Below are 26,726 nucleotides of genomic sequence, written 5' to 3'. Positions count from 1 at the left end.
AGCCGCGAATAGCCTGACTGTCGTAAACCGCATCTTCTGTGCCTTCGTCCGAAAGACCAAAGCACTGCTGCACAACGTACAAGCGAAGCATGCGTGGCAAACCAATGCTGGGACGCCCACGCTTGCCCGTGTTGTCTGCATAGAAGGGGGCAATCTGAGCTTCAAGCAAGGTCCAAGGCGTGAGCTGCTCAAGATCGCTGAGAAATCGATCGCGGCGTGTCAGCTTTTTCTTGCCGGCATATTCGGCTTCGGAAAAGGTTTTTTGCATGCGGCTGACTCAGGCGATGGGCTTCCCGCGATTGTGCCAGCCAAGAGAGCTGCTGAGGAATAAATCAGCGTTTCCTTAGCTAACTTGCCAAAGAAATATATCTGTCCCGTTTTTGTGCTAACTCGCCAAATAGTCAGAATTATGTACGCCCCATCCGAAGATCAAAATAAACCACCAATGCTGCTAGGCCTATGATCAAAAGCGCCGTTAATGCAGCTGGCACAAGAAACGGCAGAAACGTACGAATCATATTCATGGAGGTGGATTTTCTAATCTCATTCATCTGTTCAACGGTAAGTGGATTTGTTGCGCTATCAGCTCTGCCATTGAGTATCTCTAACGCATCCCTGTATTGAGACTTGAAAACGACCCAAACACCATACGTGTAGTGGCCGGTTGATGAGCGTGGATGGTACGCCGAGTAGGCTCCCGAGACGTGACACATAACCCCCTTGGCTTCTAACTCTGCGGCAAGCAGTTGGGCTTCATTTAGGTGGTGAAACTCATCAATCAGCTTCATGGTGAGATTACTTTTTGCCGCAGTTGATTGCGCAAGCAACTGTGCCGCCTACCACCACGAGGGCTGCGCCTGCAATCATAAGAGCCCCGTCCAGCGCTATAGTGACCGGTGAAACCATCAGTTTTGCAGCATGCTCAAACTCACTCTGTGGCTTCGTAATGGTTACCTCGTAAGGTTTGTTCAACTTTTGCCGCTCCAGTACCGGAGCGATGCCATCTGCCAAATAACGCATACCCGTTATCTCGCTGGAATACTCTACAGAACCATTATTTCTTGTGGTGTAACCAAGCTTTATGGCGTTCTGTTTTAATGCATCGCTCGCTTCATTCTTGATGGTCAGTGTTAGTGAGCCAGTAATATGGTTGGCCTTATCAACAGTAAAGCCACTGAAAGTGGCCGCAAGCGCACTGTGGATTTCAGATTCAATGCTGGCTTTGATGATGTCGTGGCTTGCAAAAATGTAGTGATGTTTATCACCTAAAATGACGATGGATTTGCCATCCTCTGAGAAGAGGATGCTCGACACCTCTTCGCTATAGCTGGGGTCGCTTAACAACGCTTGGGTAACACAACCCGACAAAACAGCCGCCATGCTGGCGAAGCCTGCTTGCACTATTAATCGTCTCTTTTTATCCATGCGCTTTTCTTTCCTTGAAATACTGGACGTACTACTCAGTCGTTAGTGAAAACCTGTCTACCACTCACATACACCCGCTCAACCTTTATACCCTGCAACTGCTCCGCCTCCGTCACCAACGGATTAGCCGACACAACCTGTAAATCCGCCCATTTGCCCACGCTCAAGCTGCCCGCTTCTGCGCTGATGCCCAGTTGATAGGCGCCGTTAATTGTCATGGCCTGCAGGGCTTGCAGTGGGGTAATAGCTTGATCGGCGCCGAGGGTTTGCCCGCTGGCGGTACGGCGGGTGATGGCGGTTTGCATCAGGCTAAAGGCGTTAGGGGCAAACATCGGGCTGTCGGCGTGTAGGGTGGGGCGCATGCCCAGTTCAAAGGCTGTGCGCACGGGCAGTACGCTTTGTGCGCGCTCGGCGCCGATTAAGGCGCTATTGAGCGCATCGCCGTAATACAGAATGTGGTTGATATGAAAGCTCGGGCTGACACCGGCTTTGGCCAGTGCCTGCATATTTTTCACTGGCAATAACAGGCTGTGCTCTAAGCGGCGCGGCAAGTTAGTGGGGTTGCTGTGAGTGGTGAATACCTCGGTCACTTCGCGGTTAGAGGCATCGCCTTGGCTGTGAATGGCGATCTGCCAACCGGCGCTTTCGTACTGCTGTACCTGCTCGGCCAAAGTTTGCTGGCTAAACATGGCTTTGCCACGGCTGTTGGGGGTAATGCCCAGCGTTAAGGCCAGCGAGCTGTTTAGGTAGTTGTCTTGCAGGTACATGCTGCCGGTGTAGGGCGAGCCATCGTGCCAGAGCTTGATGCCTTGAATGCGGAAATACGGGTTGCTGTTATCCGGCGCGCTGGGCAGGGCGTCTAGTTCGCTTTCGGTGAGGTAGAAAAACTGCCGGATACGCGGGGTAAAGCCATCTAACGCGGCATAACGGGCGAGCCACGCGGGAACGTTGTAGCCCAGTGAGGCGACGCTGGTAAAGCCGTTGGCGAGCAGCTCATCGAGCGCTGCCTCATAGCGCTTGGCCACCCGCAGCGGCGCTTGTAGTTCGGCCAGCAGCGGCTTGGCAGCGGCGCTTTCGGCAATAAAGCCGGTTAGCTCGCCGTTGGCATCTTTCTCGTAATACGAGCCCGCGGCAGGGTCTGGCGTGTGCTGATCGATACCTGCTGCTTTAAACGCTGCGCTGTTGGCCCAGAACGAGTGCAAGGTTTGCGAGATCAGCACCAGCGGGCGTTCGGGGGATATTTCATCGAGCAAGGCGCGGGTCGGCATGCGTAACTCGGGCACTAAAATCGGGTCGATGCCCATGCCGTACAGCCACTCATCATCGCTCTGCGCTACACCGTCACGCAGGGCCTGCCATACGGCTTGGCTGCTGCGATGGCGAAAGCCGCTTAAATCAATTACCCCGCCAAAAACGGCGCTGAGAGTGGGGTGTTCATGCGCGGCAATAAAACCCGGCAGCAGAGTGCTGCCGGCGAGGTCGATCTGTTCGGTGTGTTCATCCGCCAGTGCCAATAGCTGTGCTTTATTGCCCATAGCGCTGATGAGGCCGTCGGTGACGGCTAATGCTTCCACCTGATTGTGCGCTGCGCTCAGCGTCACAATCGGGCCGCCAAAGAAGATGGTATCAGGCGCTGTGGCTGCGTCTTGCTCACAGCCGGCGATCAATAACAGCGCGCTAAACAGTAAGCGTTTCATGCGCATGCCTCGGGTTAGGCTGTGGCTTCTTTCTAAAGCTTAATAAAACAGCGTGTTAGTGCTGCTTTGTTAGGTGTTCTCTAAAGCCTGTTGCTCGTCTTGCAGCATGCGCTGGCAAAGGTCGATCAGTTGTTCGCGCATCCAGCGGTTGGCGGGGTCTTGGTCGGTGCTTTCGTGCCAATACAGGTGGGTTTCCAGTGCCGGTAAGTCTTTCACGGGCAGCTCGGCAAAGTGCAGGTTGTGTTGGCGGGCGTAGCGCTCCGGTACGGTCATCACCATGTCGCTGTCTTTGACCACCAGCGAGGCCATCAAATAGTGCTGTGAGCGCAGGGCGATGCGCCGTTGCAGGCCTTGTTTGCCCAACGCCAAATCGATATAGCCCAAGCCGTTGCGGCGGCTGGAGATATGAATATGGCTGAGGCTTAGGTAGTCATCCAAGCTCAACTTGGCTTTGCTGGCCAGAGGGTGGTCGCTGCGCATTACGCACACGTAGCGGTCTTCCAGAAGTTTGACGTGGCGCACTTGGCTGTCGGTGTTCAGTGGTGCATCGACGGCAAAATCGAGGCGCCCGGCGGCCAGTTCTTTAGTGGTTTCGCGGCGTTTGGCCATAAAGCTTTCGATGCTGATGCCCGGCGCTTGTTTACTTAAGCGCTTCATCAAGCGCGGCAGCACTACGGCTTCAGATAAGTCGGTCATGCTGATGCGGTAGGTTTTGCTCGCTTCTTGCGGGGCAAAGCTGCGGCTGTCTTGCACCGATACACGCAACAAACCCAGCGCTTGGCGCACCGGGCCGATGATGTTCTGCGCCATCGGCGTGGGCACCATGCCTTGCGCGGTGCGTACAAACAGTGGGTCGTTAAAGGTTTCGCGCAGGCGGGCGAGGGCGTTGGACACTGCCGGCTGGGTAATGCCGACAATCTGCCCGGCACGGGTTAGGTTGGACTCGGTATAGATCGCGTCGAATACCACAAACAGGTTGAGATCGACCTTGTTCAAAATCATCTTGCCTTCCTCGCCACGGGCGTTTGAGTGCCGATTTTTGTGCCTCACTACATATTGGTGATGAATCTTTATAGGCACCAAAAATAGATTAGATAAATCATAAACCCTGTCCTACCATCCTTGGCAACCACTGATTTCAACCCACCTGGGGAGTGCCCACGATGCATTTCGATTTCTCGCCAAAAGTGAAGGAGTTACAAGCGCGTGTAACGGCCTTTATGGAAGAACACATCTATCCCGCTGAAGCCGTTTTTATGCAGCAAGTGGCCGAAGGTGACCGCTGGCAGCCCACGCAAATCATGGAAGAACTGAAGGACAAGGCTAAAGCCGCTGGCCTTTGGAACCTGTTCCTGCCGGAATCTGAGCTGGGCGCCGGTTTAACCAACGTGGAATACGCGCCGCTGGCCGAAATCATGGGCCGCTCGCTGATCGCCTCTGAGGTGTTCAACTGCAGCGCGCCGGACACCGGCAATATGGAAGTACTGGTGCGTTATGGCACCGAAGAGCACAAAAAACAGTGGCTTGAGCCGCTTTTGAAAGGCGAGATTCGCTCCTGCTTCGGCATGACCGAGCCGGGCGTGGCCTCCAGTGACGCCACCAACATGGAAGCCCGCGCGGTGCGCGACGGTGATGAGTGGGTGATCAACGGCCGCAAGTGGTGGACTTCCGGCGCGAACGACCCGCGCTGCAAGATCATGATCTTTATGGGCTTGACCAACCCCGATGCGCCGCGTCACCAGCAGCACTCGATGATTCTGGTACCGATGGATACCCCCGGGCTGAAGATTCTTCGCCACCTGCCGGTGTTCGGTTACGACGATGCACCGCATGGCCACGCGGAAATTCTGCTGGAGAACGTGCGCGTACCGTACAGCAACGTGCTGCTCGGCGAAGGGCGTGGCTTCGAGATTGCCCAAGGCCGCCTTGGCCCCGGCCGTATTCACCACTGCATGCGTGCTATCGGTTGCGCCGAGCGTGCGCTGGAGCTGATGTGTAAGCGCTCGATGACCCGCACCGCGTTTGGCAAGCCACTGGCACGCTTGGGCGGCAACATCGACAAGATCGCCGACTCGCGTATGGAAATCGACATGGCACGCCTGCTGACGTTAAAGGCGGCGTACATGATGGACACCGTGGGCAACAAGTTCGCTAAGAGCGAAATCGCGCAGATCAAAGTGGTGGCGCCGAATGTCGCCCTGCAAGTGATCGACCGCGCCATTCAGCTGCACGGCGGCGCCGGGGTGTCGGAAGATTTCCCGCTGGCTTACTGGTACGCCATGATGCGCACCCTGCGTTTTGCCGACGGCCCGGATGAAGTACACCGCATGGCCATCGGTAAGCTGGAACTGGGTAAGTACATGCCCGCCAAAGCGTGAGGTACTGATTTAATGGCTGCGCAATGTAAGCGCGTTGTTACGCGGTGCTCACAACCTCGCCTACCAGTCGGTATGTCTCGGTTGCTGCGCTCCGGGCGCCTAGCGCTTAAATTGCTCGCTGCTTAAAACAGCACCTCACAAGAAAACGCCTGCCTAACCCGCAGGCGTTTTTGCAGGCGTAACCAGTTGAGGCAAAAAACCGGAGTGTGTATGCCGTCACTAACCCTGAAAACTCATCTGGGCTTGTTGCTGATGAGCTTTGTCACCTGGGGGCTGTTCGTGCTGATCGGCTGGCCGGACTACTACCAGAGCTGGCCGTTCTTTATGAAGTTGGCGGCAGTTGTTGCGGTAACGCTGCTGTATATCCCGCTCACGCCATTCATATTGCGGCTATTTTGCCGTAAGCGCTTTGTTGCCCACTCGTTGTGGCTAGCGCTGTACCTGACTGTGCCGCTGTTTATCTATGACTATCTCTACATCGTGCTGATTGGCGGCGACGATATGGGCTTCGTTTTCAGCTACTGGTACTTGTCGTTTTTCTACTTCTCGTTTTGGCTGCAAATGCCGCTGGTTGCGCACCTGTTGATGCGCGAACCCAGCGAGCACAGCGCTTAAAGCTTGAGCTTGGCCAAGGCTTGGGTGAGCTTGGCCGAGTCATCGCCTAGCTCTGTGCCGATCTGCTGAGCGCTGCGGTTAGACACCACCGTTTGCTCAGTCACATCACGAATGCGCACGATATTACGGCTGATCTCGCCGGCCACTTGGCTTTGCTCCTGCGCGGCGCTGGCGATTTGCGTGTTGTTGTCGCGCATTTGCGCCACCGCCTGGGTGATGGCATCCAACGCGGCACCGGCTTGCCCGGCTTGCTGCACGCACTGCTCGGCTTGCTCGCGGCTTTGGCCCATAAAGTTCTGCGCTTCTTCACTGGCTTTTTCTAGCGCGGCCAAGGTGCTGCTGATCTCGTCGGTGGATTGCTGCACGCGCTGGGCGAGGGCGCGTACTTCATCGGCTACCACGGCAAAACCACGGCCCGACTCACCGGCGCGCGCCGCTTCAATCGCTGCATTCAGCGCCAGCAAGTTGGTTTGCTCGGCAATGCCGTGAATCACGCCGAGCATGCCGCCAATCTGCCGGCTGTCATCCACCATGCGCTGCAGCACGTGGGCGGTTTTTTCTACGCCATCGGCCAAGGTTTGAATCGCATTGCCTGCGGTTTTCACCACGTGCGCGCCATGCCCGGCTAGGCGATCGGCTTCGCTGGATTGATCGCGCGTATTGGCCGCGTGTTCGGCCACTTGCAGCACGGTGGCGCTCATTTCTTCCACGGCAGTAGCAGCTTGGTTGGTTTCGCCTTGTTGCTGGGCTAAGGCGCGGCCGTTGTCTTGCATGCTGCTACGCAGCTGCTTGGCTTCGTGGTCGATGGTTTGCGCGACCTGTTGCGCCATGCTCAGCACATGCTGATAACTGCTTTGCATGCTGTTAAAGGCTTGCGCCATCTGCGCCACTTCATCGTTACCGCTAAAGCGCGCCCGTACCGTGAGATCACCTTGTTGCTGGGCGGTCAGCATGCTGCGCTGCAAATGCAGTAGGTGGCTGAGGATAAAGCTGATCAATAACTGCGAGGCGACCAATACCAGCAGCATGAGCGCAAACACGGCCAGCGCATAGGCCGGCGCGCGCTCGGCAAAAACCTGCCAATAGCCTTGGCCTTTGATCACTTGGCTGCCATCCAGCTTGCCTAATACCGGGTCGCTGTCCCAAAAGCTGCTGGGCACGCTTTGCCAGTGTTGGCTGCTGATTAGCTGGGCGGCTTGTTCGGCCAGCGCGGCATTACGCCCTTGGGTTTCCCAAATAATGGCCAGCGCCACCAAAACCAGCGTAACGGCAAAGGCCACCGCGTTGACGGCCCAGAACTTGTAGCGAAGAGGAAGAGAAGCGAACACGCCGGGACCTCACTGTCAAAAAACCATGCCTGCTTTTCGGCAATAAGGGGCAGAAGTTGATAGCCTTCACATTCTTTTGCAAGCAAGGGATGGCGAAATAATGAGTAAGCATGACTGGCGTCAACGTGAGGCGCAGAGTTCTGGCCTGATTTGGTTGCTGATGCTTGGCTTTTTCGGTGTCGCGATTTTTCTGGTCGCCCGGCAAGTGCCTTATTTAGGTGAACTTGAGTTGCCGAAAGCTTTTACTCCCGTGCAACCGATTGCGCCCGAAGTGGCTGCGCCAACACCTAAGCCAGTAGCGCCCGATGCGATTGAGAAACAGCAAGTACAACGTGTCCCCAAAGGTGCCAATTCAAGTGAGCGCTTACGGTTTTGTATGCAGGGCAAACCTAATATTGATGAGAGCGTTTTGCGCTGTGCTTACGGCAATCAAGCGCTGCAAAGCCCCGAGCAAAACGCTCCGGTTCAAGGCATGGTGTCTGCTGAGTACTTGGCGCGCTACCAGCGCGATAAAGCCCAAGAGCTTGCGCAGCAGTCTCAGCCACGTAAGCCAGTGCAAGTATTAAAAACGGGCAAGTGGGTTGAAAAATGGAGCGGGGGTGCTCGCTACTATGCTGCGTGGAACGTCATAGATAATCGCATTGAAGGCGGCTCAGTCTGTGAAAACCACCGTCGTGGCTCGATTGACTACCGTGAGTGCCGCAAAGGGGCAAAGCAGTTTTTCAAAGAGCACTGTAGGGCTCTAGAAAAACGCTGGCAGAGCAACCGCAGTGACGAGCTAGAGACGCTCAAAGATCGTTACTGCAGTGCTGCCAACGTGTTTAGTCCGTTGTAAGGCGCTTAGTACACCCACACCTCAACACGGCGGTTACGAATGCGGCCGCTTTCGACATCGTTGCTGGCCACCGGCATCGCTTGGCCGAGGCCTTGCACATCGCGGGGCATGATGCCGGCCTTGCCCAGTTCGCGGCGTACAGCCATGGCGCGCAGTTTAGACACCAGCTCGGCGCGGGCGGCGTCTTCTTTGGCATCGCTAAAACCCACCAGTGCGACGGCTTTGTTGGCCTTGCCGTTGGCTTTAATAAAGTCGGCAATGCGCTGCACGTCTTGCTGCGCTTTGCTATCGAGCTTGGCTTGGCCTTCTTTAAAACGGAAGGTCACGGTCAAGCGCTTAGCTTGGCTGGCCAGCTGCTTGTAGCTTTCTGGCATTTGCGTTTCGACCGGCACCTGCAGGGTGCGCACTTCTTGCGAAACAAAACCGTTAGCCGCTACCAGCTGCTGGCCGGCGGGGCTTTGCGCGAATTCGATTAAAGCCTTTGCCCAAGCGTTGCTTTCACCCGGCTGTACATAGAAATACAGGCGGCGTGACAGCGGGTAGTCTTCTGTTGCGACCAGCTCATTTTGCGGCTTCAGTGCATCGGCATTGCCATCGGCAATCGCGACCGCTTTGCTGGCGCCGACAAACGGCAGGCCGACAAAGCCAATCGCGCTCGGCTCACGCACGACGTTTTCGGCCAGCGTCACGTGGCTAGAAAAACGCTGTGCATTGGCGCTGACTTGTTTGCCCAGCGGGCTCAGCACGCCGCTGTTAAAGGTGTCGAAGGTGCCGGACAGCTGATCCAGCGCCATGATCTTGATCGGCCCGCCGCTGGCGCCCAGTTGCTCCCAGGTTTGCACTTCGCCAGCAAAGGCGGCAGCCAGCTGCTCGGTGCTTAACTGGGCGATAGGGTTGTTGGGGTGCACGATCACGGCCACGCCATCCAGCGCGACCACTTTCTCGGCCTGAGCGCTTTGCATATCGCCGGCCTTGGCCAGCAGCTGCATTTCGCTGTCTTTAATCGGGCGCGATGAGGCGGCCAGTTGTGCACGCGATTGGCTGAGCGCAGTAAAGCCGCTGCCCGAGCCTTCGGAAATCACTTCAACCGGCACCGGCTGATTGGCGGCGGTCAAACCGGTAATGCGGCTGCCTTGGCTTAGTTCTTCAACCTTGATCGACTGCAAGCCTTGCTGCTGCATCAGGCCTTGCACTAACGCCGGCACTAAACGTGCGCCTAAGGTGTTGGAGCCTTCGATGCGCAAAGCTGTTTGCCCAGCATTCGGCACAGGAAGGGTGGTGGAAGCGGCAACAGCCGGCAGGGCGCAGGCTGCTAACAGCAAGCCGGCAAGACGTTGCGAGATGCCGGAAATAACGGACATGCACATACCTATGGATCAATCGGAAGGGGCGCGCATGTTACCGGAATATTACAAAAAGTAACAAACCGGTCGGTCAGCGCGTGACCGACCGCGCATTTTTCGCAATTGAAGCCTGTTAGTTGGCGCTTAAACCGCCGAGCGCTTGAGCTTGGCGATAAACAGCAAACGCTTCACCGCTAGGGCGGTAAACGGAAAGCTCAGCACATAGGTGATCAGCACTGGCCAACTGAGGTTCAGCAGCAAGCCGTAGGCGATAGCTACGCCAAGGGCGGAATCCAACTGATCTCCAGCCATAACGAAGTAGCGATAGCGCGTGGGTAACTCACCAGCACCAATGCCTAAACGGCGCTTGATCCACGAGTTGGGCAGCTCGGCGAGCACATAGCCAATGCCAGCCACTAAGCCGGCCAGTAACAGCTGATCGGCAAACAGCGCGGATTCACCCAGCGCTTGTTCGGCAGGCCACAGGCACGCTGCGCCTAAGGCCGTAAATAGCGGCACCAGCAGCATGCCGCGCCAGGTTTTGTTGGCACCGAACAAGCGCTGCTGAATCGGTTTTTTTAGCGTGGGCAGCCAGTTATGGGTTACGGCCAGCATATGCAGCACGCCGCCGATCACCACGGGGATTTGCAAATACCAAGCGCTAAACAGCAGGTCGATCAGGCTCATGCCAGCACTCCTTGCACGATGGCAAACAGCAAAGCGCCGCCTAAGGTGAGGGCAAAAATGTGGCTTAACTGTTTGAATTTAAAAAAACGCCCATGCCAGAGCATGGCCACGGCATAGGCGTTTAAGCCCAGCGCCAGCAGGCTGTTGACTAAGCCTTGCGGCAGCATTAAGCCCAGCAAGGCATAAGCGGCGAGAATGAACACCCCCCAAAACACCGGCATGCCCAAGTACGCCAAGCCGTCGCTTTCTTTTAAGTTGCCCACCTCGTTAAACACCGACAGACGAACTACGCCAGCCATCAACCAGGGCCACAGCAGCAGCGCCCAAGCACCGTCGAAGCCCAGCTGCCAGAACACTAAGGCCGGCACGGCCAGATAGATAAAGGTGTCGAGAAAGCCATCCAGATAGCGGCCAAAGGCGCGTTCGATGCCGCGCTTGCGTGCCCACAGGCCATCCAGCGCATCACCGAGCATGGCAATAAACAGCCAAGTGATTGCCAAATACGGCAAACCTTGTAAGGCAAACGCGGCCGCTAAGGTGCTGGTGATGATGCCGCTTAAGGTCAGCACATCGACACGGTTTAACTGCACGATAAAACGGCTCATGGCAGCACCTGCAAGGTCAGTTGCGGCAAGCTTTCGCGCAGCGCGGGGCGGTCGATCTTGCTGTTATGCCGGCCATCAACCGGCATGCTTTCGACCTGACACCAGCGCAGCATCGGCAGCGGCCACTGGGCCAAGATGTGTTGTAGCGCGGCCCAGTTATGCGGCAGCCCTTGCAGCACCAACACCGGCGATTGCTGGCTGGGCTGAATCAAGGCACTGCGCACCACGCCTTGCAGGGCGTCGATTTGCATTTCCAGCGGGTAGGTAAATAGCTCGCCAGCCACGGTGCTGATCGCGTCTTTCACGCGGCCGGTGAGCCACAGCTGGCCCTGTGCATCGAGAAAACCGCAGTCGCCGGTGCGGTGCCACACCAAGCCATCGGCACGGGGGATTTTGTTTTCCGCACAGGCTGCGGGGTTATCCACGTAGCGTTTCAGCACATGCGCGCCAGCTACCAGAATCTCGCCGGTTGCACCGGGCGTAACCTGCGCCGCGTGTACATGCGTTTCGCAGGTTAACGCGCTGCCGGGCTTGACCAGCACAACCTGCGCTTGCGCCACGGGGCGGCCAACTAAATAGCCACTGTGCTGTCCCCACTGGGCGAGCAGCTCGGGCATGTCGATTTCGGCAATCGGCTCGGCTTCTGTGCTGCCATACACCACGCGGCCGTGGGCGTTGGGGAAGACTGCCGCACAGGCTTCGAGCAATTCGCGGCTCACCGTAGAGCCACCAACCACCAGCGAGCGCACCTGCGGCAAGGTTTGCCCGTTTGCCTGCGCAGTGCTGATCAGGCGCTGCATAAACGCAGGCGCGGCGGCAATGCGAGTAACGCCGGCTTGGACGAACTGCGCCAGCACCTGTGCACCGTCGGCTTTGCCGGGGGCGCCCAAGTCAATCGCCGGCAGCACAGTGCGAATGCCGCAGCTTAAGTTATGCAGCACTAACACCGGGAAGCAGGGCGCGTCGATATCGCTGTCTTGATCGGGCCAGTGGGCGCGAATCGCCTCATGCTGGGCAATGAGGCTGTGGTGCGTGCGGTCGGCGCCTTTGGGTGCGCCGGTACTGCCACTGGTGAAGCTGATTAAACCGTGGCTGTCGGCACTGGGCAGTGCCACGCAGCGAAACGCGGCGAGGCTGGCTGGTTGATAGTCGCGGCGTAAATCCGTCAAGCCAAACCCTGCACCGTCAATGCACAAGCGCTGCATACGCCACAGGCTGGGCAGCAAGTACCAGCGCTTGATCAGCGCGTGTTCGCCGACCACCGCCTGCGCTTTGCTGGCGCGCATGGCGGCTAACAAGCGGCCACGGCTCATGCCGCGGTCGAGTAACACCGGCACTAAACCGAGGCCCAATAGCGCCAGTAATAAGGCATACATTTCGATGCTGACTTTACTGGCCAGCAACACCCGATCACCCATAACCAGACCGCGACGCTGCAAGCATTGCTGCCAGCTGGCGGCTTGACTGAGCAAGCTGGCATAGCTGGCCTCACTGATTTGCCCGCTGACAGGGTCGGTTAAGCGCAGCGCCAAGCGCTCGGGGTGGCGCGTGGCGTTGGCCAAAATGGCTTGGCAGAAGTTGGCTTGGCTCATAACAAGGCCTGCTGATACAAGGCGTACTGGCGTTGGCTGGCCACACCATGACGCAAGGCAAACTGCCGGGAAGGGTTGTCGGCACGCACTAAACAGGCGCTGATCTGCTGGTAACGGCCTTCGGCGCGCAGCGATAGCTCGCAGCCCATGGCGGTAAACAGGCCCAGCTCACGAAATGCCGGTAGCACGCCGCCGGTTTTCGCCAGTGCATGGCGCGGCTCGGGCAGCAAGTGGGCGTGCTCGTGATAGCTGATATTGCGTATGCCGCGCTTGATCAGCGGCGCGTAATCGGGGAACACCAGAAAGAACCCGGCAATGCGCCCGTCATGCGCGGTGGCTAGCACCGAGGTGTGCGGGCACAGCTTGTCGGCAAAGGGTTTGCCGCACTGCGCTTTGAACTGCGTAAGGCTCGGTGAGCTGTAGGCGAAGTTGCCGCCAAACACGTTGTCGACAAAGCCGTACAGCTCATCCAAGTTGTCCATCCAGAACTCGCCAGACAGCGCGCTAAAGCTCACGACACTCTCGAGCTTGGGCTTATAGCGGGCGTAATCGGGGCCGACCTGCGCCACCACATCGGCCACTTGGTTGCTGGTGCTGAGGTAGCGATAACGCTCGCTAAAGCCCAGCTGGGTCATCAGTGCCGCGTAATAGGGCGGGTTCCACGGCTCGCCGGGAAAACAACCGGCTTCAAAGCCATCTAAACGCACGCGGTAGGCGCCGAAGGTCGAGAAGTTAATCGGCCCATACACCCGCGTGGCGCCTTGCGCTTTGGCCCAGCGGCACAGCGCTTGAAAGAGTTCTTGATGCGGCGCCAGCTCGTTGATGCCTTCCCAAAAACCGAAAAACGCCACGCGCTCGCCGTCCACCTCTTGGCCGCTGTAAAAGCCGGCCAGCCGCGCTTGGCCGGGAATCACACCCAGCCAAGCACGGTGGTTGGGCTGGGCAAACCACGGGTTAGCCATGCTAAACGCTTGCGCCAAGGCCAGTGGGTCTTCACCCAGCCAGTGTGGGTCTGCGGCGTATAAATGCTGCGGCAAGGTAGCGAAGGCCACCGGCAGCAAGTCGTTGGGGTTCCACGGCCCGGCGTGCATCTCGGTGCTCGGCAATTCGCTGGCGAATTTAGACATGCGCGGCCTCTGTGTCGGGCTTGGCGGTGGGTGTGGTGTTGGGCGCATCGAGCAGCTCGATGTTGCCGGTGCTGCCATCCATGCGTACCCATTGACCGTCTTGCAAGCGCTGCGTGACGCCGGGAATGCCAACAATCGCCGGAATGCCCAGCTCGCGGGCGACCACCGCCGAGTGCGAGAGGGTTGAGCCACGCTCCACCAGAATGCCGCCGGCGGTGGGGAACAGCGGCGCCCAGCCCGGATCGGTGCGTACGGTGCAGAGAATCTGCCCGTTGAGCGATAGCTCGTCTTCGGGGGAGAAGATCAGCCGCACACGGTTTTCGACAATGCCGGGGTAGCAGCCGGTGCCGCGCAGATCGCCTTCCAGACTGACGTTCTCAGCATGCGGATAGGCAAAGGCGTTATGCCGGTAAACCATGCCCCAGGTGTGGAAGTGGTGTGGCAGGTCGTGGGCCTGATAGTCGGCATATTCGGCCTGACGGGCTCTGACCAAGGGCTTTAAGCGCGTTTGCACGGCGCGGCCATCGTTGATCGCATACAGCTCATCGAGGCTTAGGTAGAAAATATCGCGGGCGTTTTCTAGCTCGCCATCCAGCGCAAACTGCGCGCCGATTTCCAAGAAGATATCGCGGTACAGGCCAAATAGACGGGTACGTGCCAAACGCATGTTCTCGCGGTTGCGAATCGCCGCACGCAGCGCCGCCAAGTGCTTTTTTAAGCGCTTGAGGCCGCGCTTGCCGCTTTGTTTGCTGACCGCAGCAAAAGCGGTGGCTTCGGCCTCCTGACGGAAACGGGCTTCGTTCGCGGCGAGGGTTTCCAGGGTTAAGTCGGGGCGCGACAGGTAGTTTTTCAGCACCGCAAACAAGAAGCTCGGGTCTTGGCGCAGGGTGATGGATTCCAGCTTCAGCTCGCCCATAGTGCGGTCGCCGTAGCGCTCGATGTACTCCAAGCAGCGCGCATAAAACGCCGCATCGTGCACCTGAATACGCCCCAGCAAGGTGGCGTTGTCGTGGTTTTGCAGCAGTTCGGCCAGTGCGGGCTTACCGCGCACTTCGGCGCACATGCTCAGCAGCCACTTAGTCGGCTCGGTGCTTTCGATGCCTTCTTCGCCGGAGAGCAGGTTGTTCTGCACCAGCTCAGGTTGCTCGACACCGGCCTCGCTCAGCGCGCGATGTACGCGGCCGTTCATCATCATCACGTAGAAGTCGTTGACGATGGGCGTGGTCCAGCGCGCCAGTACCTCGCGGTCTAAACGGCGGGCCAATTCGACCAGCTCACCCACCGACAGACTCTGCAGCTGCGTGCGCGGCACGCTTTGGTAAGCGGCTTCAAACAAGGCGCGGAATTCGCTGACGCGGCGGTCCATCTGGCGGAAGCCTTGCAGCAAATGCCAGGCGGCGCGCAACACTTGCGGCAGTTTGGCGAGCTTCTCGCGACCAGTCAGTTCGCGGTCTTCAATCAGGTCCACCGGGTCGGTAAGGCCCATCATGCGTTCCATGTCGGCCTTGTTGGTTTTAAAGGCTGGGAGGAACTGCAACCCGCGATACCAGTTGTTGATGTTGTAGTACACGCGGCCGTGGATCAGGCCGAGCATGTTATCCAGCATATCGCGGTGGCTTTGGATGGCCGCCTCGCTGACGCCGAGCACGCGCATGGTTTGCTCGTAGACGGTGGCGTAGGCGCGGTTGGCAAAGCTAAAGGTCAGTGGCGTGGTGACCCCGCAGTAAGACTCCTGAATATTCGAGTTATCGAACACCACGCGGCGGCCCACCGGTTGCTGCGGTGCAGGCAGGGCGGTGACCGGGCGGGTTTGCAGTATGTGCAGACGGCCTTGAGCGAGCGTCCATTCGATGTCTTGCGGGCAGCCTTTTAAGGTGGCAATTGCCAAGCCCAAATCACGTAGGGCCAGCACTTGGCTGTCGGTTAAGCAGGCGCTGTGGCGCTTGGCCTCAGGCACCTCGCACTCGACGGTGCCTAAGCCGCCGGCGTGGTCGAACACCACAGCGACGTCTTTATCGGCCAGCTCGGCGCTGATCTGGCTACCGCTGTGCGCCACGCTGAACGCGTCGGCGTTACAGATGCCGGCCACCACGCCTTCGCCACAGCCCCACGCGGCGCTGATCAGCATGTGCTGGCGGCTGCCGGTGAGCGGGTGGGCGGTAAACAGCACGCCGGAGGCATCGCCGTCGATCATCTGCTGAATAATCACTGCCGCGCGAATATCAGTCAGCGGCAGTTTCTTGGCCAAGCGGTACATCAAGGCGCGGGCGTTAAACGCCGAGGCGGCGACTTGCAGCACGCTCTGTTCGATGGCGGCTAAACCGCGCTGATACAGGTAGCTGTCCATCTGCCCGGCAAACGAGGCGCCTTGGGCGTCTTCACCGAGCACCGAAGAGCGCACGGCAAACTGCACCTGCGCGTGTTCGCTAAAGGTCTGCTGCAACTCGGTGCGCAGCGCTTGCGGCAGGCTGGCGGCGAGAATCGCTTGCTGGATGCGTTCGGCGCGTGGCTGTACCTCACTGATATCAGCCTGAGTGCCGAGGCCATCGAGTTCTTGACGCACCAGCTCATCTAGCGCATTGCTGGTGATCAGGCTCGAGAACGCCTCGGTGGTCAGCACCCACCAGCGCGGCACCGGCAGGCCATTGCGTGTTAACCAGGCGAGGTTTTCTGCCTTGCCGCCCAGCTGCTCGGCGGGCACAAACAAGGCGTCTTCTTGGCTGAGTAAGAAACGGCTCATGACAGGCGAACTCCTTCCAGCTCCAGCAGGCGGCGCGAGGTGCGGTACACGCGCTCCATAAACGGGTAATGGCGGAAGGTGTGCGCCATCAGGTACATGGGCAGGCGGTTGATCAGCAGGTCGCGCAGCGCCAGTTTGTAGCCGTAGCGCCACTGCTCGGGGTCGATGGCTTGGCCGCTGTGTTGCTCAAGGGTTTTGCGGTGCAGCTCGAGGTAGTACTCCACCTCGCTGTTGTCTTCTGGGGTTTGCAGGGTGAAGCACAACAGCTCGGCCAGGTCGTGCTGCGGCAGGTGTAGGGTGGCCAGCTCCCAGTCGTAGGCGCACAGGCGCAGGCCTGTGGCGCTTTCGCGCAGGGCGATGTTGCGCGGGTTGAAGTCGTTGTGAATTAAGGTGCGCGGCATGGCTTCGATATCCGCCCACCAGTCGCCGACACCGGCGACGATGCTGCGGAACACGTTGAGATCGTCTTCGCTGAACCACTCAGGGAACTCTTCGCGGGCGTGTGCGCCGAGCAGTTCCCACAGACGGGTCTTGGCGCTCATGCCGGCGGCCGTCGGGTAGTCGACTAGCCAGTCTTGCGCTTTCAGTTCGTCTTCGCGGCCATACCAGATGCTGTGCACCTCGGCGATGCCGGTGATGGCGGCTTCCAAATGCTCACGCTGCCAGCCGCAGGTGTCGTCGGCGCTGTCCATCAAGGTCAGGTCTTGCAGCAGTTCTTCGACAATCACATAGGCTTCGCGCTCGGCATCGGCCACCACGCCGTAGACCTTCGGTGCGTTGCGGGTAAAGCGCGGGTCTTGTTGGCTCATCACCGCCAGTTCGCGCACGTGGCAGCCTTTAAAGCCCAGCTCGTTGCGGAACTGAGTAAAGCTCTGTGCCAAACGCGCATCGCACATGGCGGCCATGCTGCTGAGCATGATGATGGCTTCGTCATCCAGCGGTTTGACCTTGGCCATCACCGCCACTTCGCCTTGCTGGGTATCCAGCTTGAAGGGGAAATGGCCGAGCAGCTTGTTGACCTTGTGCGAGGTCAGCTCGGTGATGATGCTCGAGCCTTTGCTTTCAAACTTGATCGCCTCGGCAGCCAGCGGGCGCAGGTCGGACAGCTGACACGCTTCACGGAAGAACTCGGCATTCAAATCGCCCAGCTTTAAGTAATTCACCGGGCGGTTGCGGCCCAAACGCTCGTGAGCGCGGGCGAACTGGTCGGCAGCAATCGCCGACAGGGTGGAGATATCCAGCGCCAAGCAGAAACCGGCGATGATCTCCGCCAGCTTGTGCGCTTTGCCGGGGCCAGCGCAGTCCAGCACCTCTAAGCATTCACGCTGCTGCGGCAGGTTAGTACCGCCACCCACGGTGCCGATCACCAGCGAGGGCAAGGTCATGGTGCAGTAGGCGTCGCCTTCGGCGGTCAGCTCGATATGCAGTTGGCCGAGGGCTGATTCGTGCACGCACGCGATGTCTTGGCCAAGGGCGGTAAACATCGCCGCCACCACGTTGGCGACGTTGATATTCAGACCGACCATGCCGGCGGCCAGCGAGCCGGTGACGAAGTTTTGGTAAGCGCTGACCAGCTGCGCGGCGCTGACTTTAAGCACCTTCTGGCAGATTTCGTCGGACAGCCGCGCTTCGGCCATCACCCGGACGCCACGGCCTTTGAGGAAGGTCTGATAGGTGACTTTCTTGTCGTTAGACAGGTTGGCCTCGACCATAAAGTTGCGCACTTTCAGGCCGTCGAAACGTTGAATCTGACGCAGAATCCACTGACACGCCTGCCAGGTGCAGGTGGTGGTCATGTTCTGCCCGGCGGCATCGCCGGTTTCGTAAATAAAGTGCACGTGCACGTTGCGGCCCATGACCTGTGCTTGCACTTCCACCAACTGGGCGAAGTTGGAGTACTTGCGCACTTCGCTGGCCAGCTCGCTGTAGTGGTCTTGCACCCAATCGGCGAAGAACATCGCCTGCTGCATGCCATCGAAGCAGAACAGCGGCACACGCATCATGCGCTGGCCAAGCACGCGCGCTTGCACGCCGCCAGCGCGCGACAGCGCCGTGGCGCCGCGTGTCGCCGAGGCCACCAAAGCGCCTTCACTGGTGGCCATCGGCGCGTAGTACAAACCGCCAGCATGCCGGCCTTTGATATGCAGCGGGCCAGCGAGGCCTACGGGGATTTCTACCGAGCCAATCAGCGCTTCGATATTGCTCACCAACTTGCGCGGTTCAAGGCGCGTGCAGGCTACTTCGCTAAGCGTTGCGCCGGTTTCTTCGCGCACAAAGGCCAGGCGCTCTTGGCGCGCTTCTTCGCTGTACAGGCCACGGGCCGGTACTTTGGGCAGGGTGAATTCGTCGTAGCTGACCTCGCTGCTGGGCGTCGGCTCGACAACACGCAGTTGGTAGCTGAGTTGCCACAGTTGTTCTTCGGTATCGGCGCAGCCATCGCAAGCCAACACCAGATGCGCTTGGCCTTTAACCTCGCGAATTTGCCGCACGCGCATGCGCTTAAGCGGATAGCTGCGGCCTTGCACTTGCAGCTCTAGTTCGTCATACACAGTGCCAAGGCTCGGCAGCTCTTGCCCACCCGGCATGGCCACGCACAGGTGGCCTTTGCTGACGTCGATGGGGGTGATGCTCAGGTTACTGCCGCAGGTGAGCAGGCAGCGTGCATCGTGGCACTGCTGGAAGGCGGTACGCGTCGCTAAGGTGCCCATGTTCATACCCCCCACCACAGCAGGCTAACGCCTTGTTGGCTGACGCTAACGCCGATCACCACGGCGTAGCCGGCGAGCATGTCGAGGGCTACCACGGCTTCGTTTTTCTCACGCAGAGCGGCGGTGGGCGTGTCCATAAAGCGCCACACTTGGCGCAGCGCCAAGCAATAGAAGGCGCCGAGGATGATCAGCGTCCACAAGCTTGGCGTACCGGCGAGCAACCACAGCAGCCACAGCTGACAGGCCAACATGGCACTGACCAACGCCAGCACCACCCACGCCGAACCTTGGGTGCCGAAGATGCGCGAGTAGGATTCCACCGTGTCGCGCTCTTCGTCAGTACCTTTGGTTTTGCGGGTAATTTCAAAGCAAAAACCACTGATAAAGGCCAATAACATCATGGCCTTAAGTTCGATACTTAAAGCGACTTCTGGCAGCGCCAAATTAGCCAGCCAGAACACCACCAGCGGCATCACCAGCATGTGCGACACGGCGTACCACGTCAGATGCTTGTTCAGCCATTCGCCCACAAAGAACTCTTTGCCCATCAGGCAGGTCCAGACCATCAGGGCCAGCCAGCTCAGGGTGACTTGGCCGATGCCTTGATCCAGCCACAGCGAATAGCCCAGCTGTGCGGCTACGGCCAACACGCCGAGCACTTTAAGGTGATTAAGGCTAATCAAGCCGCTTTGCAGTACGCGCTGCGGATGGTTTTGGCAGTCCAACGCGTAGTCTTTGTGCTCGTCAAATACGCGCAGCAGCAAGAAGAACGACCACGTCACCAAGCAGCCGGCCAAGTCGGCCAAGCTCAGACTCAGCGCGCCTTCACCGGCACGGGCTACCGCCGCGGTGGTCAGGTAGAGGATGAAAAACAGCAAAGCGTTGGCAAACGGAAAGCGCTCGTGCATCCAGGCCAAGATACGGCTGGGCAGTGGCGCTGCCAGCGTCAGGGTTGCAGTGGTCATATCAAACACTCCGAGAGGATGAGAAAGCAGAAGTGACACTGCGGCGACGGTCGAGCCACAGGTACATAAGGGGGATCAGCAATAGGTCAGCCAGCAGGGCAAAGCCGATAGCTAAGCAGGTAACAATCGCCGTGTTGACGGTGATCTGAATGTTCGAATTGGCCAGCCAAGCAAAGCCCAGCCCGAGCACTAAGCTGGTGGTCAGAATCGCGTAGCCGACATGCTTGAGCGCCCCCCGCAGCGCGGCGCTGGCGCTTTGCTGTAGCTCGTCGCATTCGCGTTGGTACTTGCTGATGAAGTGGATGGTGTCGTCGATCACCACGCTGAAGGCGATGCCCAGCACCACGGTCAGGCCTAGGTCGATATTGCCGTTGAGCCAACCCCAGGCACCGAAAGCCATGCCGATGGGCAACAGGTTGCCAACAAAGCAGGTCAGCGCATGGCGAACATGGCCAAACAGCCAGGCGGCGGCTAACGAGGCGAGCACTAGTGAGGCCAACATGCCGGCGAACATGCCGCTGATCGAACGCTCGCCAATATGCGCAAACATCAGCGACAGCGAAGCACCCGGCGCTTGCATGGAGGCCGGTAGATGCTGCGCCTGCCAAGCTTCGGCGCGCTCATTAAGGCTCAGTAGGGCTTGGCCGCTGGTGGTGGCCACCGCTACACGCACCCGCGCCGCGCTGCGGTCTAAACGCAGCAGGTAGTTAAGGTCGGCACCGAAGGGTAGCGACAGCTCGTATTGCAGCAGGTACTGGGCGATTTCTTCACGGCTATCGGGGATGCGGTAATAGGCCGGATCGTCGCCGTGCATCACTTGGTTAACCCGCTTGATGATGTCCGCCAGCGAGTTGACTTGGGTGACATACGGCTGAGTCTTCAGCCAGCTGGCGTAGGCATCAACCGCGCGCAGGTACTCGGGCTCGAGAATACCGCTGTCACCTTGGCCTTTGAGGCTGTAATTCAGCTCGCTGGTGCCGGTGAGCTGGGCATTCACCGCGTCCATGTCGATACGGAACTGGGTGCCGGGGGTGTAGTACTTGACCACATCGTCGTTGATGCGATTTTGGCTCAGGCCCGCGAGCATGACGCCGGCTACCAGCAGCACAGCGGTGAGAATCCAGCGCGGGTGGCGCTCCAGCACATCGGCCAAACGGGCCATGCCGCGTTGGTCGCCTTCCAGCAGTGTCGGTACTTGTTTGGGTGCTTTGCCCGGCAAGCGGCTCAGCAGCGGGGCGCTAAACAGCACAGTAAACAGCAGGGCAAACAGCACGCCGCAGGCGACGATGTAGCCCATCACGCGAAACGGCGGCGAGTCATTAAAGTGCAGGCTCAAAAAGCCCAGCGCGGTGAGCACACTGGTGGTGGTCATGGGGCCGATATTGCGGCTCAGGCTGTCGAACATCGCCGCTTGTTTGTCGTGACCACGACGCTGCGCCTGCAGCCAGCCAACCACTAGGTGAATACCGTCGGCCAGCGCTAGGGCGAGAATCATCACCGGGGCGACGATCACCGCGTCATTCACTGTGGGCTTAAACCAGCCAACCAAGCCTGCGCCGGCGACTACCGCCAGTTGGCAGGCGGTGTAGATCACCAAGGTGGCTTTGAGGCTGCGGAACAGCAGCCACAGCACGGCCAGCAAGGTGAGGGTGAACCACGGCCACACACGCACGAAGTCGGCTTGTGACTCTTCTGGGAAGGCCTGATTGGCAATGGTTTGCCCGGCTAAGTGGAAGGTCAGCGTCGGGTGCTGTGCTTGGGCGGCAGCCACTTGTTCACGCAGGGCGAGCACGAAGGTGGGGATTTCTTCGCGCGGCTTCACGCCGGGCATGTTCAGGGTTAAACGCACGGCGGCCATCTGGCCGTTATCGGCGACTAAGGCGCGGGTGAGAAACGGCTCGTTTAGCGCTACATCGCGAATCTCGGCCAACTGCTTGGCGCTTAACTGCGCGTCTTGCGGCACCAGATCATCGGTATTCAGGCTGTCGCCATCGACCTGCACATGGGCAAAGTTATTCAGCGACTCAACCCGCTGCACAAAGGGCAGCTGCCAAGCGGCTTCAGTGATCTCGCGAAGCGCTTGCAGGGTGTCGGCAGTAAACACATCGCCTTCTGCCGGTTTAACCGCAATCAGCACCGCATCGGTTTTGCTGTAGTCGTTATTCAGCTGCTCGTAAGCGGCCAGCTGCGGGTTGTCGCTACTGAAAAACGCGCGGTGATCGAGCGAGTAGTGATAGCCACCTGCGCCGGCAGCACAGGCCAATAACACCACGAAGCCCAGCAGCATGCTCAACCACGGGTGGGCGACAATCTGCGCGGCTAAGTAATTAGCCACGGCGCGGCGGCGTGTTAGTGGTTGATTGGGTAGGGCGGTTGGCGACATGGCACACCTCAAAGGAAATAGCGCAGCGTCAGCCGCAGGTAATCGTCATCGGCCAGCGAGCGCAGCTTGTGCTGGCTATCGGGCTGGCTCAGGAAGGCCCAAGGCTCTTGCGGCGCTTTGGGGCTGAAGAAGGCGCGCAGCTCAAGCTCCAGCAATAAGCTGTCGGAAAGTCGGCGCTGGCCTTCAAGGCTGAGCAGTTGCTCGTTGTGCTCGGCATCGACAATCACGCTGGCCAGCAGTTGGGTGCTGGCTGGGTCGTTCAAGCTCAGGCGCCAGCCGAGCAGCCAGTCGTGCTCAAAGGGTGTGGTGGCGCGCTGATCGCGGCTGTCGTGCAGGTATTCGATCAGCCAGCCGAAGTCTTCCGGACCCTCTAAGGCACCGACTTGGGTGTATTCAAAGCCGGCGTCGAAAGCTTGGTGGCAATTTTCTCCGCCGTGTTGGCTAATCGCTTCGAGCTTCCACAGCCAATCGCCGGCGGTGTACTGCGCGTCGAGGCCCCATTGGGTGATTTGTCGGTAGTAGGGCGTTAGTTCGGGCGTGTAGCCGGCTTGCAAGCCGACTGGCTGCAGACCCTGATAGCGCAGACGGCTGAGGTCTAGCTCGGCACGCAGTTCTGGCTCGCGGCTGGTGCCATGAAAGCCCGACAGACCTAAACGCAGTTGCTCGCCGTTGAACTGCCAGCGCGCGGCAAAATCCACATGCTGCTGGCCTTGGCTGGATTCATAACGGGCATCTTTGCTGACCACTAAGGGCGTGCGCAGACGGCCATCTTCGCCGGTAAATGTTCGTTCGCGAAAACCAGGCAAGACAAAGAAGTCCCACTGCTGGCTGTCGCGCTCGAAGGCCAGATTGATCATCGGCTGGCCGAGTTTGGCCTCGCCATCGAGACGTTCAACGAGGTCGGTCTGGTTGATGATGTCGACCAGATGGGTGCCTTCGGTGACGCCCCAAAACACTTGGCGTATGCCGCTGCGTAGCTCAAAGCCGTCGCCAATATGCAGCCAGCTGGCTTCACGCAAATCCACGTGACTGCGGCGGCTGTCTTGCGCGTCGGCACGCACAAACGGCGTTACGGTCAGGCTGTTGGCGTCATCCAGTGGCAGCCACCACTCGCCTTGCCACGCTGCCGAGGTATGGCCGCTGCGTTGGCCATCGACGCCGGGCTGGGCGAACTGGCTGTGTTCCAAACTCAGCTCGTGGCGCCATTCGTTGGCGTGCAGCGCGCTGGCTAAGGCAAACAGCAGACAGACGAGAGCGTGCCGCCTAGAGGGCAGCAGAATAGTCAGAGGCATATCAGCGCGCTCGTAGCAGGGCGTTTTGGCTAAAGTCGCGGTCGCTTAAGCCTTGGGCAAAGCGGTAATCGCGCCATTCCAGCTTGGTTTGCCGGCCGTTTTGCACATTGCGCATGTGCATGCTGGCCGGGCGCCAATGTTGCTGGTTGTGCTGGGTAAAGCCGTCGGCTGTATAGACTTTGAGCAGCTCACCGCGACGATCGAAATATTCGATCTGGCGCACCAGCAAGTGCTCATGGTCGATCCACAGGCGTTGCTTGCTGTAGCCGGAGTTTTTGTCATTCGGGCTGCGTTCAAGCACGTGGCAGGCGAGGCCGTTCAGCTCGTTTTGGCTAATGCCAGCGTAAGTGAACTTCTGCCAGAACGGCGTGACAATATCTTCGAAAGCGAACTCGCTGGCCATGAACGGGCCAGACTTGTTGCGTGCGCCAATTTGCTTCACGCGTTTGATGGCAGGGAGGAATAACCACTGCTCATCATCGCCCACCGGATGGGTATAGGACAGCAACGCCGAGCCACGAACATCACGCGGGGTGTCGAACACCATGAGGCTTTTTTCGCCTTCTGGGTATTCGAGGTTTTGTACCCGCAACTGACGCGAGGCCTGTTGGCCTTGGCTGTCAATCAGGGTCATAGTGAGGCTCGCGGATAAGTCACCAAAGCCTCTAATCTGAGCCTCAGAGGCTTTTGCCAATTCTTCCGGTGAATACTCTGCAGCCACTAACGCTGCAGAAAAAAGCCAAGCCATCAGGCCGCTCAGTCGACGCACAACGGATACCCCGCGTTCCCGTGAGTGATTCAGACTGCTTGAATGATAAAGATGGCTGAGTTGCCGTTATCAGGATCATCAATAGCATTCAAACAGTTGTATGAATGCTAGGTGAGCGGCAGGTTTTCCTCCCCTAACTTTCGGTTAGGTATGTTCGTTTTCGCGTCATTGGTGTTCGTTTTTGCGCCAGAGGTTTGTCGTCAGTTTTTTAGCGGCGGCGCTTAACCAAGTCGCGCTGTAAGAACCGATTGGGGTGGCAGGCATGCATTAGCGCTGTAGGCACGGGCATAGTTTCGGCGCAAATATGCGCGGCCAACAGTTCGCCAGAAAGCGGCGCAGTGATGAGTCCGCGCGAGCCATGACCTGTGTTGATGTACAGGCCTGCCTGCCAAGGGCAGGGTTGCTCTAAACGCGCAAAAGCATCTTCACGCAGCTTGGCATAGCGCTGACAAAACGCTTCCGGCTCGGCCACTGGGCCCACTAACGGCAGGTAGTCGGGGGCGGAACAACGGATGCCAACCCGAGCCTCCAGCTCTGCCACAGGATCAGGTTTTAGTTGATCGTGCAGAGCAGGGGACAGCTCGTTGAGAATCTCGAGATTGCTGGCGTGCTCGGCGGCGGTCGGTTGTAAATCTTCGAATGCAAAAACAAAGCTCGCGCCAATGTTATGCATACCTTGCCATGCCGGAGCTATGTAGCCGCTGCCGCACAGTACTGTGCGCAGGGCGCTGCTGGCAGGTGTTGCCGGTACATGGGTAACTTGGCCGCGAATGGCTTTGTGCGGCATATGTGCGGTTACTGATAAGCGACCTGCCTCAGCGGCATTGGCGAGCACCAATACAGGGCTGGAAAACTGCCTGCCATCGCCAGTGCACACCTGCCATTGCTGATCTGCATGCAGCACGCTGGTGACATCGGCATTCAGCTCAACCCGGATATTGGGGTGATTGAGCAGGTATTTGCACAGCGCTCGCGGGTTAACCCAGCCGCCATTAGCCAACCATAGGCCGCCGCTAGGTATGTCGACGCCTGCCAGTTCGCTGGCTTGTTGCTTAGAAACCATCTGCAGCAAATTGGGGAAAGCATTGGCCAACGCCTGTTGGCGCTCGGTATTGTCGCCGCCGCTTTCAAGGATCAGCACGCCGCAGTTATCCCACGCACCGTCATTGCCACGCGGCAGCTGCTCTAACAGCCGACGGGTATAGCCAAAGCCGCTGAGTACCAGCTGTGTTTGCTGAGTCATGTACGGTGATAATTTCAGGTAGGTAATACCTTGGCGATTGCCCGAGGCTTCTTGAGCGTAATCGCTGTGCCGCTCTAACACAGTGACTTTCCAGCCACGGCGGGCAAGGGCGTTAGCCGTGGCACAGCCGCTTAAGCCAGCACCCACCACCAGGGCATGGCCTTGAGGTGGCGTAGCCGGTTGCGCATACCAAGGCATGGCGGCGCTGCGTGCTTGGTTTTTTGTGTAGTGCCCAGCGAGCATTTCGCGCTTATGGCCAAAACCCGACACTTTTTGCAGCGCAAAGCCTTCGGCCTCTAAGCCGCGACGCACAAAACCTGCGCAGGTAAACGTGGCTAACGTGGTGCCTGCGTGGCTAGTGCGGGCGAGGGCGGCAAACAGTTCGGGCTGCCACATTTGCGGGTTTTTCGCCGGCGCAAAGCCATCTAAAAACCACGCATCAACGCTGCCGTTAAGGGTAGGGAGCAGCTCTAACACATCGCCCAGCAATAGGGTGAGGGTTACGCGGCCACCCGCAAAATGCAGGGTCTGAAAGCCGCGCTGTAAACCGCGATATTGCTGAATAAGCGCAGCGCTTAATTCTGCAAGCTCAGGCCAAAGACTCAGCGCACGCTGCAAGTCATCAAGGCTTAACGGGTATTTTTCAACGCTGAAAAAATGCAGCCGTGCGTTAGCCGGTGCCTGCGCCACAAAACACTGCCACGCACAGAGAAAATTAAGTCCAGTGCCAAAGCCGGTTTCACCGATACGAAACAGTGCGTGCTCTTTTAGCGCCGCAAAGCGTTCCGCCAGTTGGTTGTGCTGCAAGAACACATAACGGGTTTCTTCAAGGCCACTGGCGCGGGAGAAATACACATCATCAAACTGGCTGGAGTGCGGTTGGCCGTGTTCGTCCCAATTAAGTGTTGCGTTACTAAAGTCAGTCATAGAGCGGTATGGCGGGTGGCGAAGTGAGGATAGGCTGGCGCTATAGTGTACGGGTGGCAACCGCGCC

General features: G+C 58.7%; 21 protein-coding genes. 3 read left to right on the top strand and 18 right to left on the bottom strand.

Annotation, left to right across the window (positions count from 1 at the left end; genetic code table 11):
• From BMX80_RS15895 to BMX80_RS15875, 5 genes are all read right to left on the bottom strand, one after another.
• A partial coding sequence (locus BMX80_RS15895; protein WP_139214072.1) for a transposase occupies window positions 1–268 on the bottom strand: 268 nt, incomplete at its 3' end.
• 139 nt (window positions 269–407) lie between these two features.
• Window positions 408–788, bottom strand: coding sequence for a hypothetical protein (locus tag BMX80_RS15890; protein ID WP_074870379.1), 381 nt, complete (start codon window positions 786–788; stop codon window positions 408–410).
• Between the two features lie 7 nt (window positions 789–795).
• Window positions 796–1,425, bottom strand: a complete 630-nt coding sequence (locus BMX80_RS15885) for a hypothetical protein (protein WP_074870377.1) — start codon at window positions 1,423–1,425, stop codon at window positions 796–798.
• A gap of 35 nt (window positions 1,426–1,460) precedes the next feature.
• Window positions 1,461–3,122, bottom strand: coding sequence for an amidohydrolase (locus tag BMX80_RS15880; RefSeq protein WP_074870376.1), 1,662 nt, complete (start codon window positions 3,120–3,122; stop codon window positions 1,461–1,463).
• Window positions 3,123–3,191: 69 nt separating this feature from the next.
• Window positions 3,192–4,124, bottom strand: a complete 933-nt coding sequence (locus BMX80_RS15875; protein ID WP_074870374.1) for a LysR family transcriptional regulator — start codon at window positions 4,122–4,124, stop codon at window positions 3,192–3,194.
• Between the two features lie 161 nt (window positions 4,125–4,285).
• Between BMX80_RS15875 and BMX80_RS15870 the strand changes: the two genes are divergently transcribed.
• Window positions 4,286–5,500: an acyl-CoA dehydrogenase gene (locus BMX80_RS15870; protein WP_074870373.1), complete on the top strand. Its 1,215-nt coding sequence runs from the start codon at window positions 4,286–4,288 to the stop codon at window positions 5,498–5,500.
• Window positions 5,501–5,710: 210 nt separating this feature from the next.
• Window positions 5,711–6,115, top strand: a complete 405-nt coding sequence (locus tag BMX80_RS15865; RefSeq protein WP_074870371.1) for a hypothetical protein — start codon at window positions 5,711–5,713, stop codon at window positions 6,113–6,115.
• Here the strand turns inward: BMX80_RS15865 and BMX80_RS15860 are convergent.
• On the bottom strand, window positions 6,112–7,443 hold the full coding sequence (locus tag BMX80_RS15860; RefSeq protein WP_074870370.1) for a methyl-accepting chemotaxis protein: 1,332 nt from the start codon (window positions 7,441–7,443) through the stop codon (window positions 6,112–6,114). The genes BMX80_RS15865 and BMX80_RS15860 overlap by 4 nt on opposite strands.
• A gap of 100 nt (window positions 7,444–7,543) precedes the next feature.
• On the opposite strand from BMX80_RS15860, the gene BMX80_RS15855 reads away from it, so the two are divergent.
• Complete coding sequence (locus tag BMX80_RS15855; RefSeq protein ID WP_074870368.1) at window positions 7,544–8,278, top strand: hypothetical protein; 735 nt, start codon at window positions 7,544–7,546, stop codon at window positions 8,276–8,278.
• 5 nt (window positions 8,279–8,283) lie between these two features.
• Here the strand turns inward: BMX80_RS15855 and BMX80_RS15850 are convergent, their stop codons facing one another.
• The 12 genes from BMX80_RS15850 to mnmC form a co-directional block, all read right to left on the bottom strand.
• Entirely contained in the window at window positions 8,284–9,621 is a 1,338-nt protein-coding gene (locus tag BMX80_RS15850; protein ID WP_074870386.1) for a phosphate ABC transporter substrate-binding/OmpA family protein, read from the bottom strand.
• A 144-nt stretch (window positions 9,622–9,765) separates the two neighbouring features.
• The gene (locus BMX80_RS15845; protein ID WP_083394356.1) at window positions 9,766–10,308 is read right to left on the bottom strand and encodes a CDP-archaeol synthase; all 543 of its coding nucleotides are present in this window, start codon (window positions 10,306–10,308) and stop codon (window positions 9,766–9,768) included.
• Window positions 10,305–10,913, bottom strand: coding sequence for a CDP-alcohol phosphatidyltransferase family protein (locus tag BMX80_RS15840; RefSeq protein WP_074870367.1), 609 nt, complete (start codon window positions 10,911–10,913; stop codon window positions 10,305–10,307). The genes BMX80_RS15845 and BMX80_RS15840 overlap by 4 nt, the downstream gene beginning before the upstream one ends.
• Entirely contained in the window at window positions 10,910–12,505 is a 1,596-nt protein-coding gene (locus BMX80_RS15835; RefSeq protein ID WP_074870365.1) for a fatty acid CoA ligase family protein, read from the bottom strand. Before BMX80_RS15835 ends, BMX80_RS15840 begins: the two co-directional genes overlap by 4 nt.
• Window positions 12,502–13,632: a hypothetical protein gene (locus BMX80_RS15830; RefSeq protein WP_074870363.1), complete on the bottom strand. Its 1,131-nt coding sequence runs from the start codon at window positions 13,630–13,632 to the stop codon at window positions 12,502–12,504. Before BMX80_RS15830 ends, BMX80_RS15835 begins: the two co-directional genes overlap by 4 nt.
• Complete coding sequence (locus BMX80_RS15825; protein ID WP_074870361.1) at window positions 13,625–16,372, bottom strand: phosphoenolpyruvate synthase; 2,748 nt, start codon at window positions 16,370–16,372, stop codon at window positions 13,625–13,627. The genes BMX80_RS15830 and BMX80_RS15825 overlap by 8 nt, the downstream gene beginning before the upstream one ends.
• Window positions 16,369–19,086: a phosphotransferase gene (locus BMX80_RS15820; RefSeq protein ID WP_074870359.1), complete on the bottom strand. Its 2,718-nt coding sequence runs from the start codon at window positions 19,084–19,086 to the stop codon at window positions 16,369–16,371. Before BMX80_RS15820 ends, BMX80_RS15825 begins: the two co-directional genes overlap by 4 nt.
• Window positions 19,083–20,045, bottom strand: coding sequence for a UbiA family prenyltransferase (locus BMX80_RS15815; protein WP_074870357.1), 963 nt, complete (start codon window positions 20,043–20,045; stop codon window positions 19,083–19,085). Before BMX80_RS15815 ends, BMX80_RS15820 begins: the two co-directional genes overlap by 4 nt.
• 1 nt (window position 20,046) lies before the next feature.
• Window positions 20,047–22,428 (bottom strand): efflux RND transporter permease subunit, encoded by a 2,382-nt coding sequence (locus tag BMX80_RS15810; RefSeq protein WP_074870356.1) that lies wholly within the window; start codon window positions 22,426–22,428, stop codon window positions 20,047–20,049.
• Window positions 22,429–22,436: 8 nt separating this feature from the next.
• Window positions 22,437–23,720: a hypothetical protein gene (locus BMX80_RS15805; protein WP_074870354.1), complete on the bottom strand. Its 1,284-nt coding sequence runs from the start codon at window positions 23,718–23,720 to the stop codon at window positions 22,437–22,439.
• A 1-nt stretch (window position 23,721) separates the two neighbouring features.
• Complete coding sequence (locus tag BMX80_RS15800; protein ID WP_217641982.1) at window positions 23,722–24,354, bottom strand: outer membrane lipoprotein-sorting protein; 633 nt, start codon at window positions 24,352–24,354, stop codon at window positions 23,722–23,724.
• Window positions 24,355–24,697: 343 nt separating this feature from the next.
• Window positions 24,698–26,659, bottom strand: a complete 1,962-nt coding sequence (gene mnmC, locus BMX80_RS15795) for a bifunctional tRNA (5-methylaminomethyl-2-thiouridine)(34)-methyltransferase MnmC2/FAD-dependent 5-carboxymethylaminomethyl-2-thiouridine(34) oxidoreductase MnmC1 (RefSeq protein ID WP_074870351.1) — start codon at window positions 26,657–26,659, stop codon at window positions 24,698–24,700.
• Window positions 26,660–26,726: the final 67 nt, after the last annotated feature.

This window comes from Atopomonas hussainii, from assembly GCF_900109735.1.
Taxonomy (GTDB): Bacteria; Pseudomonadota; Gammaproteobacteria; order Pseudomonadales; family Pseudomonadaceae; genus Atopomonas; species Atopomonas hussainii.
This window is presented reverse-complemented; position numbering and strand designations above follow the sequence as displayed.

Coding starts and splice junctions, on each gene's coding strand:
- BMX80_RS15855 (WP_074870368.1), top strand. CDS start 7,544: ATGAGTAAGCATGACTGGCGTCAACGTGAGGCGCAGAGTTCTGGCCTG.
- BMX80_RS15825 (WP_074870361.1), bottom strand. CDS start 16,372: ATGAGCCGTTTCTTACTCAGCCAAGAAGACGCCTTGTTTGTGCCCGCC.
- BMX80_RS15890 (WP_074870379.1), bottom strand. CDS start 788: ATGAAGCTGATTGATGAGTTTCACCACCTAAATGAAGCCCAACTGCTT.
- BMX80_RS15830 (WP_074870363.1), bottom strand. CDS start 13,632: ATGTCTAAATTCGCCAGCGAATTGCCGAGCACCGAGATGCACGCCGGG.
- BMX80_RS15880 (WP_074870376.1), bottom strand. CDS start 3,122: ATGAAACGCTTACTGTTTAGCGCGCTGTTATTGATCGCCGGCTGTGAG.
- BMX80_RS15820 (WP_074870359.1), bottom strand. CDS start 19,086: ATGAACATGGGCACCTTAGCGACGCGTACCGCCTTCCAGCAGTGCCAC.
- BMX80_RS15815 (WP_074870357.1), bottom strand. CDS start 20,045: ATGACCACTGCAACCCTGACGCTGGCAGCGCCACTGCCCAGCCGTATC.
- BMX80_RS15845 (WP_083394356.1), bottom strand. CDS start 10,308: ATGAGCCTGATCGACCTGCTGTTTAGCGCTTGGTATTTGCAAATCCCC.
- BMX80_RS15800 (WP_217641982.1), bottom strand. CDS start 24,354: ATGACCCTGATTGACAGCCAAGGCCAACAGGCCTCGCGTCAGTTGCGG.
- BMX80_RS15875 (WP_074870374.1), bottom strand. CDS start 4,124: ATGATTTTGAACAAGGTCGATCTCAACCTGTTTGTGGTATTCGACGCG.
- BMX80_RS15840 (WP_074870367.1), bottom strand. CDS start 10,913: ATGAGCCGTTTTATCGTGCAGTTAAACCGTGTCGATGTGCTGACCTTA.
- BMX80_RS15805 (WP_074870354.1), bottom strand. CDS start 23,720: ATGCCTCTGACTATTCTGCTGCCCTCTAGGCGGCACGCTCTCGTCTGT.
- BMX80_RS15870 (WP_074870373.1), top strand. CDS start 4,286: ATGCATTTCGATTTCTCGCCAAAAGTGAAGGAGTTACAAGCGCGTGTA.
- BMX80_RS15810 (WP_074870356.1), bottom strand. CDS start 22,428: ATGTCGCCAACCGCCCTACCCAATCAACCACTAACACGCCGCCGCGCC.
- BMX80_RS15885 (WP_074870377.1), bottom strand. CDS start 1,425: ATGGATAAAAAGAGACGATTAATAGTGCAAGCAGGCTTCGCCAGCATG.
- BMX80_RS15865 (WP_074870371.1), top strand. CDS start 5,711: ATGCCGTCACTAACCCTGAAAACTCATCTGGGCTTGTTGCTGATGAGC.
- mnmC (WP_074870351.1), bottom strand. CDS start 26,659: ATGACTGACTTTAGTAACGCAACACTTAATTGGGACGAACACGGCCAA.
- BMX80_RS15835 (WP_074870365.1), bottom strand. CDS start 12,505: ATGAGCCAAGCCAACTTCTGCCAAGCCATTTTGGCCAACGCCACGCGC.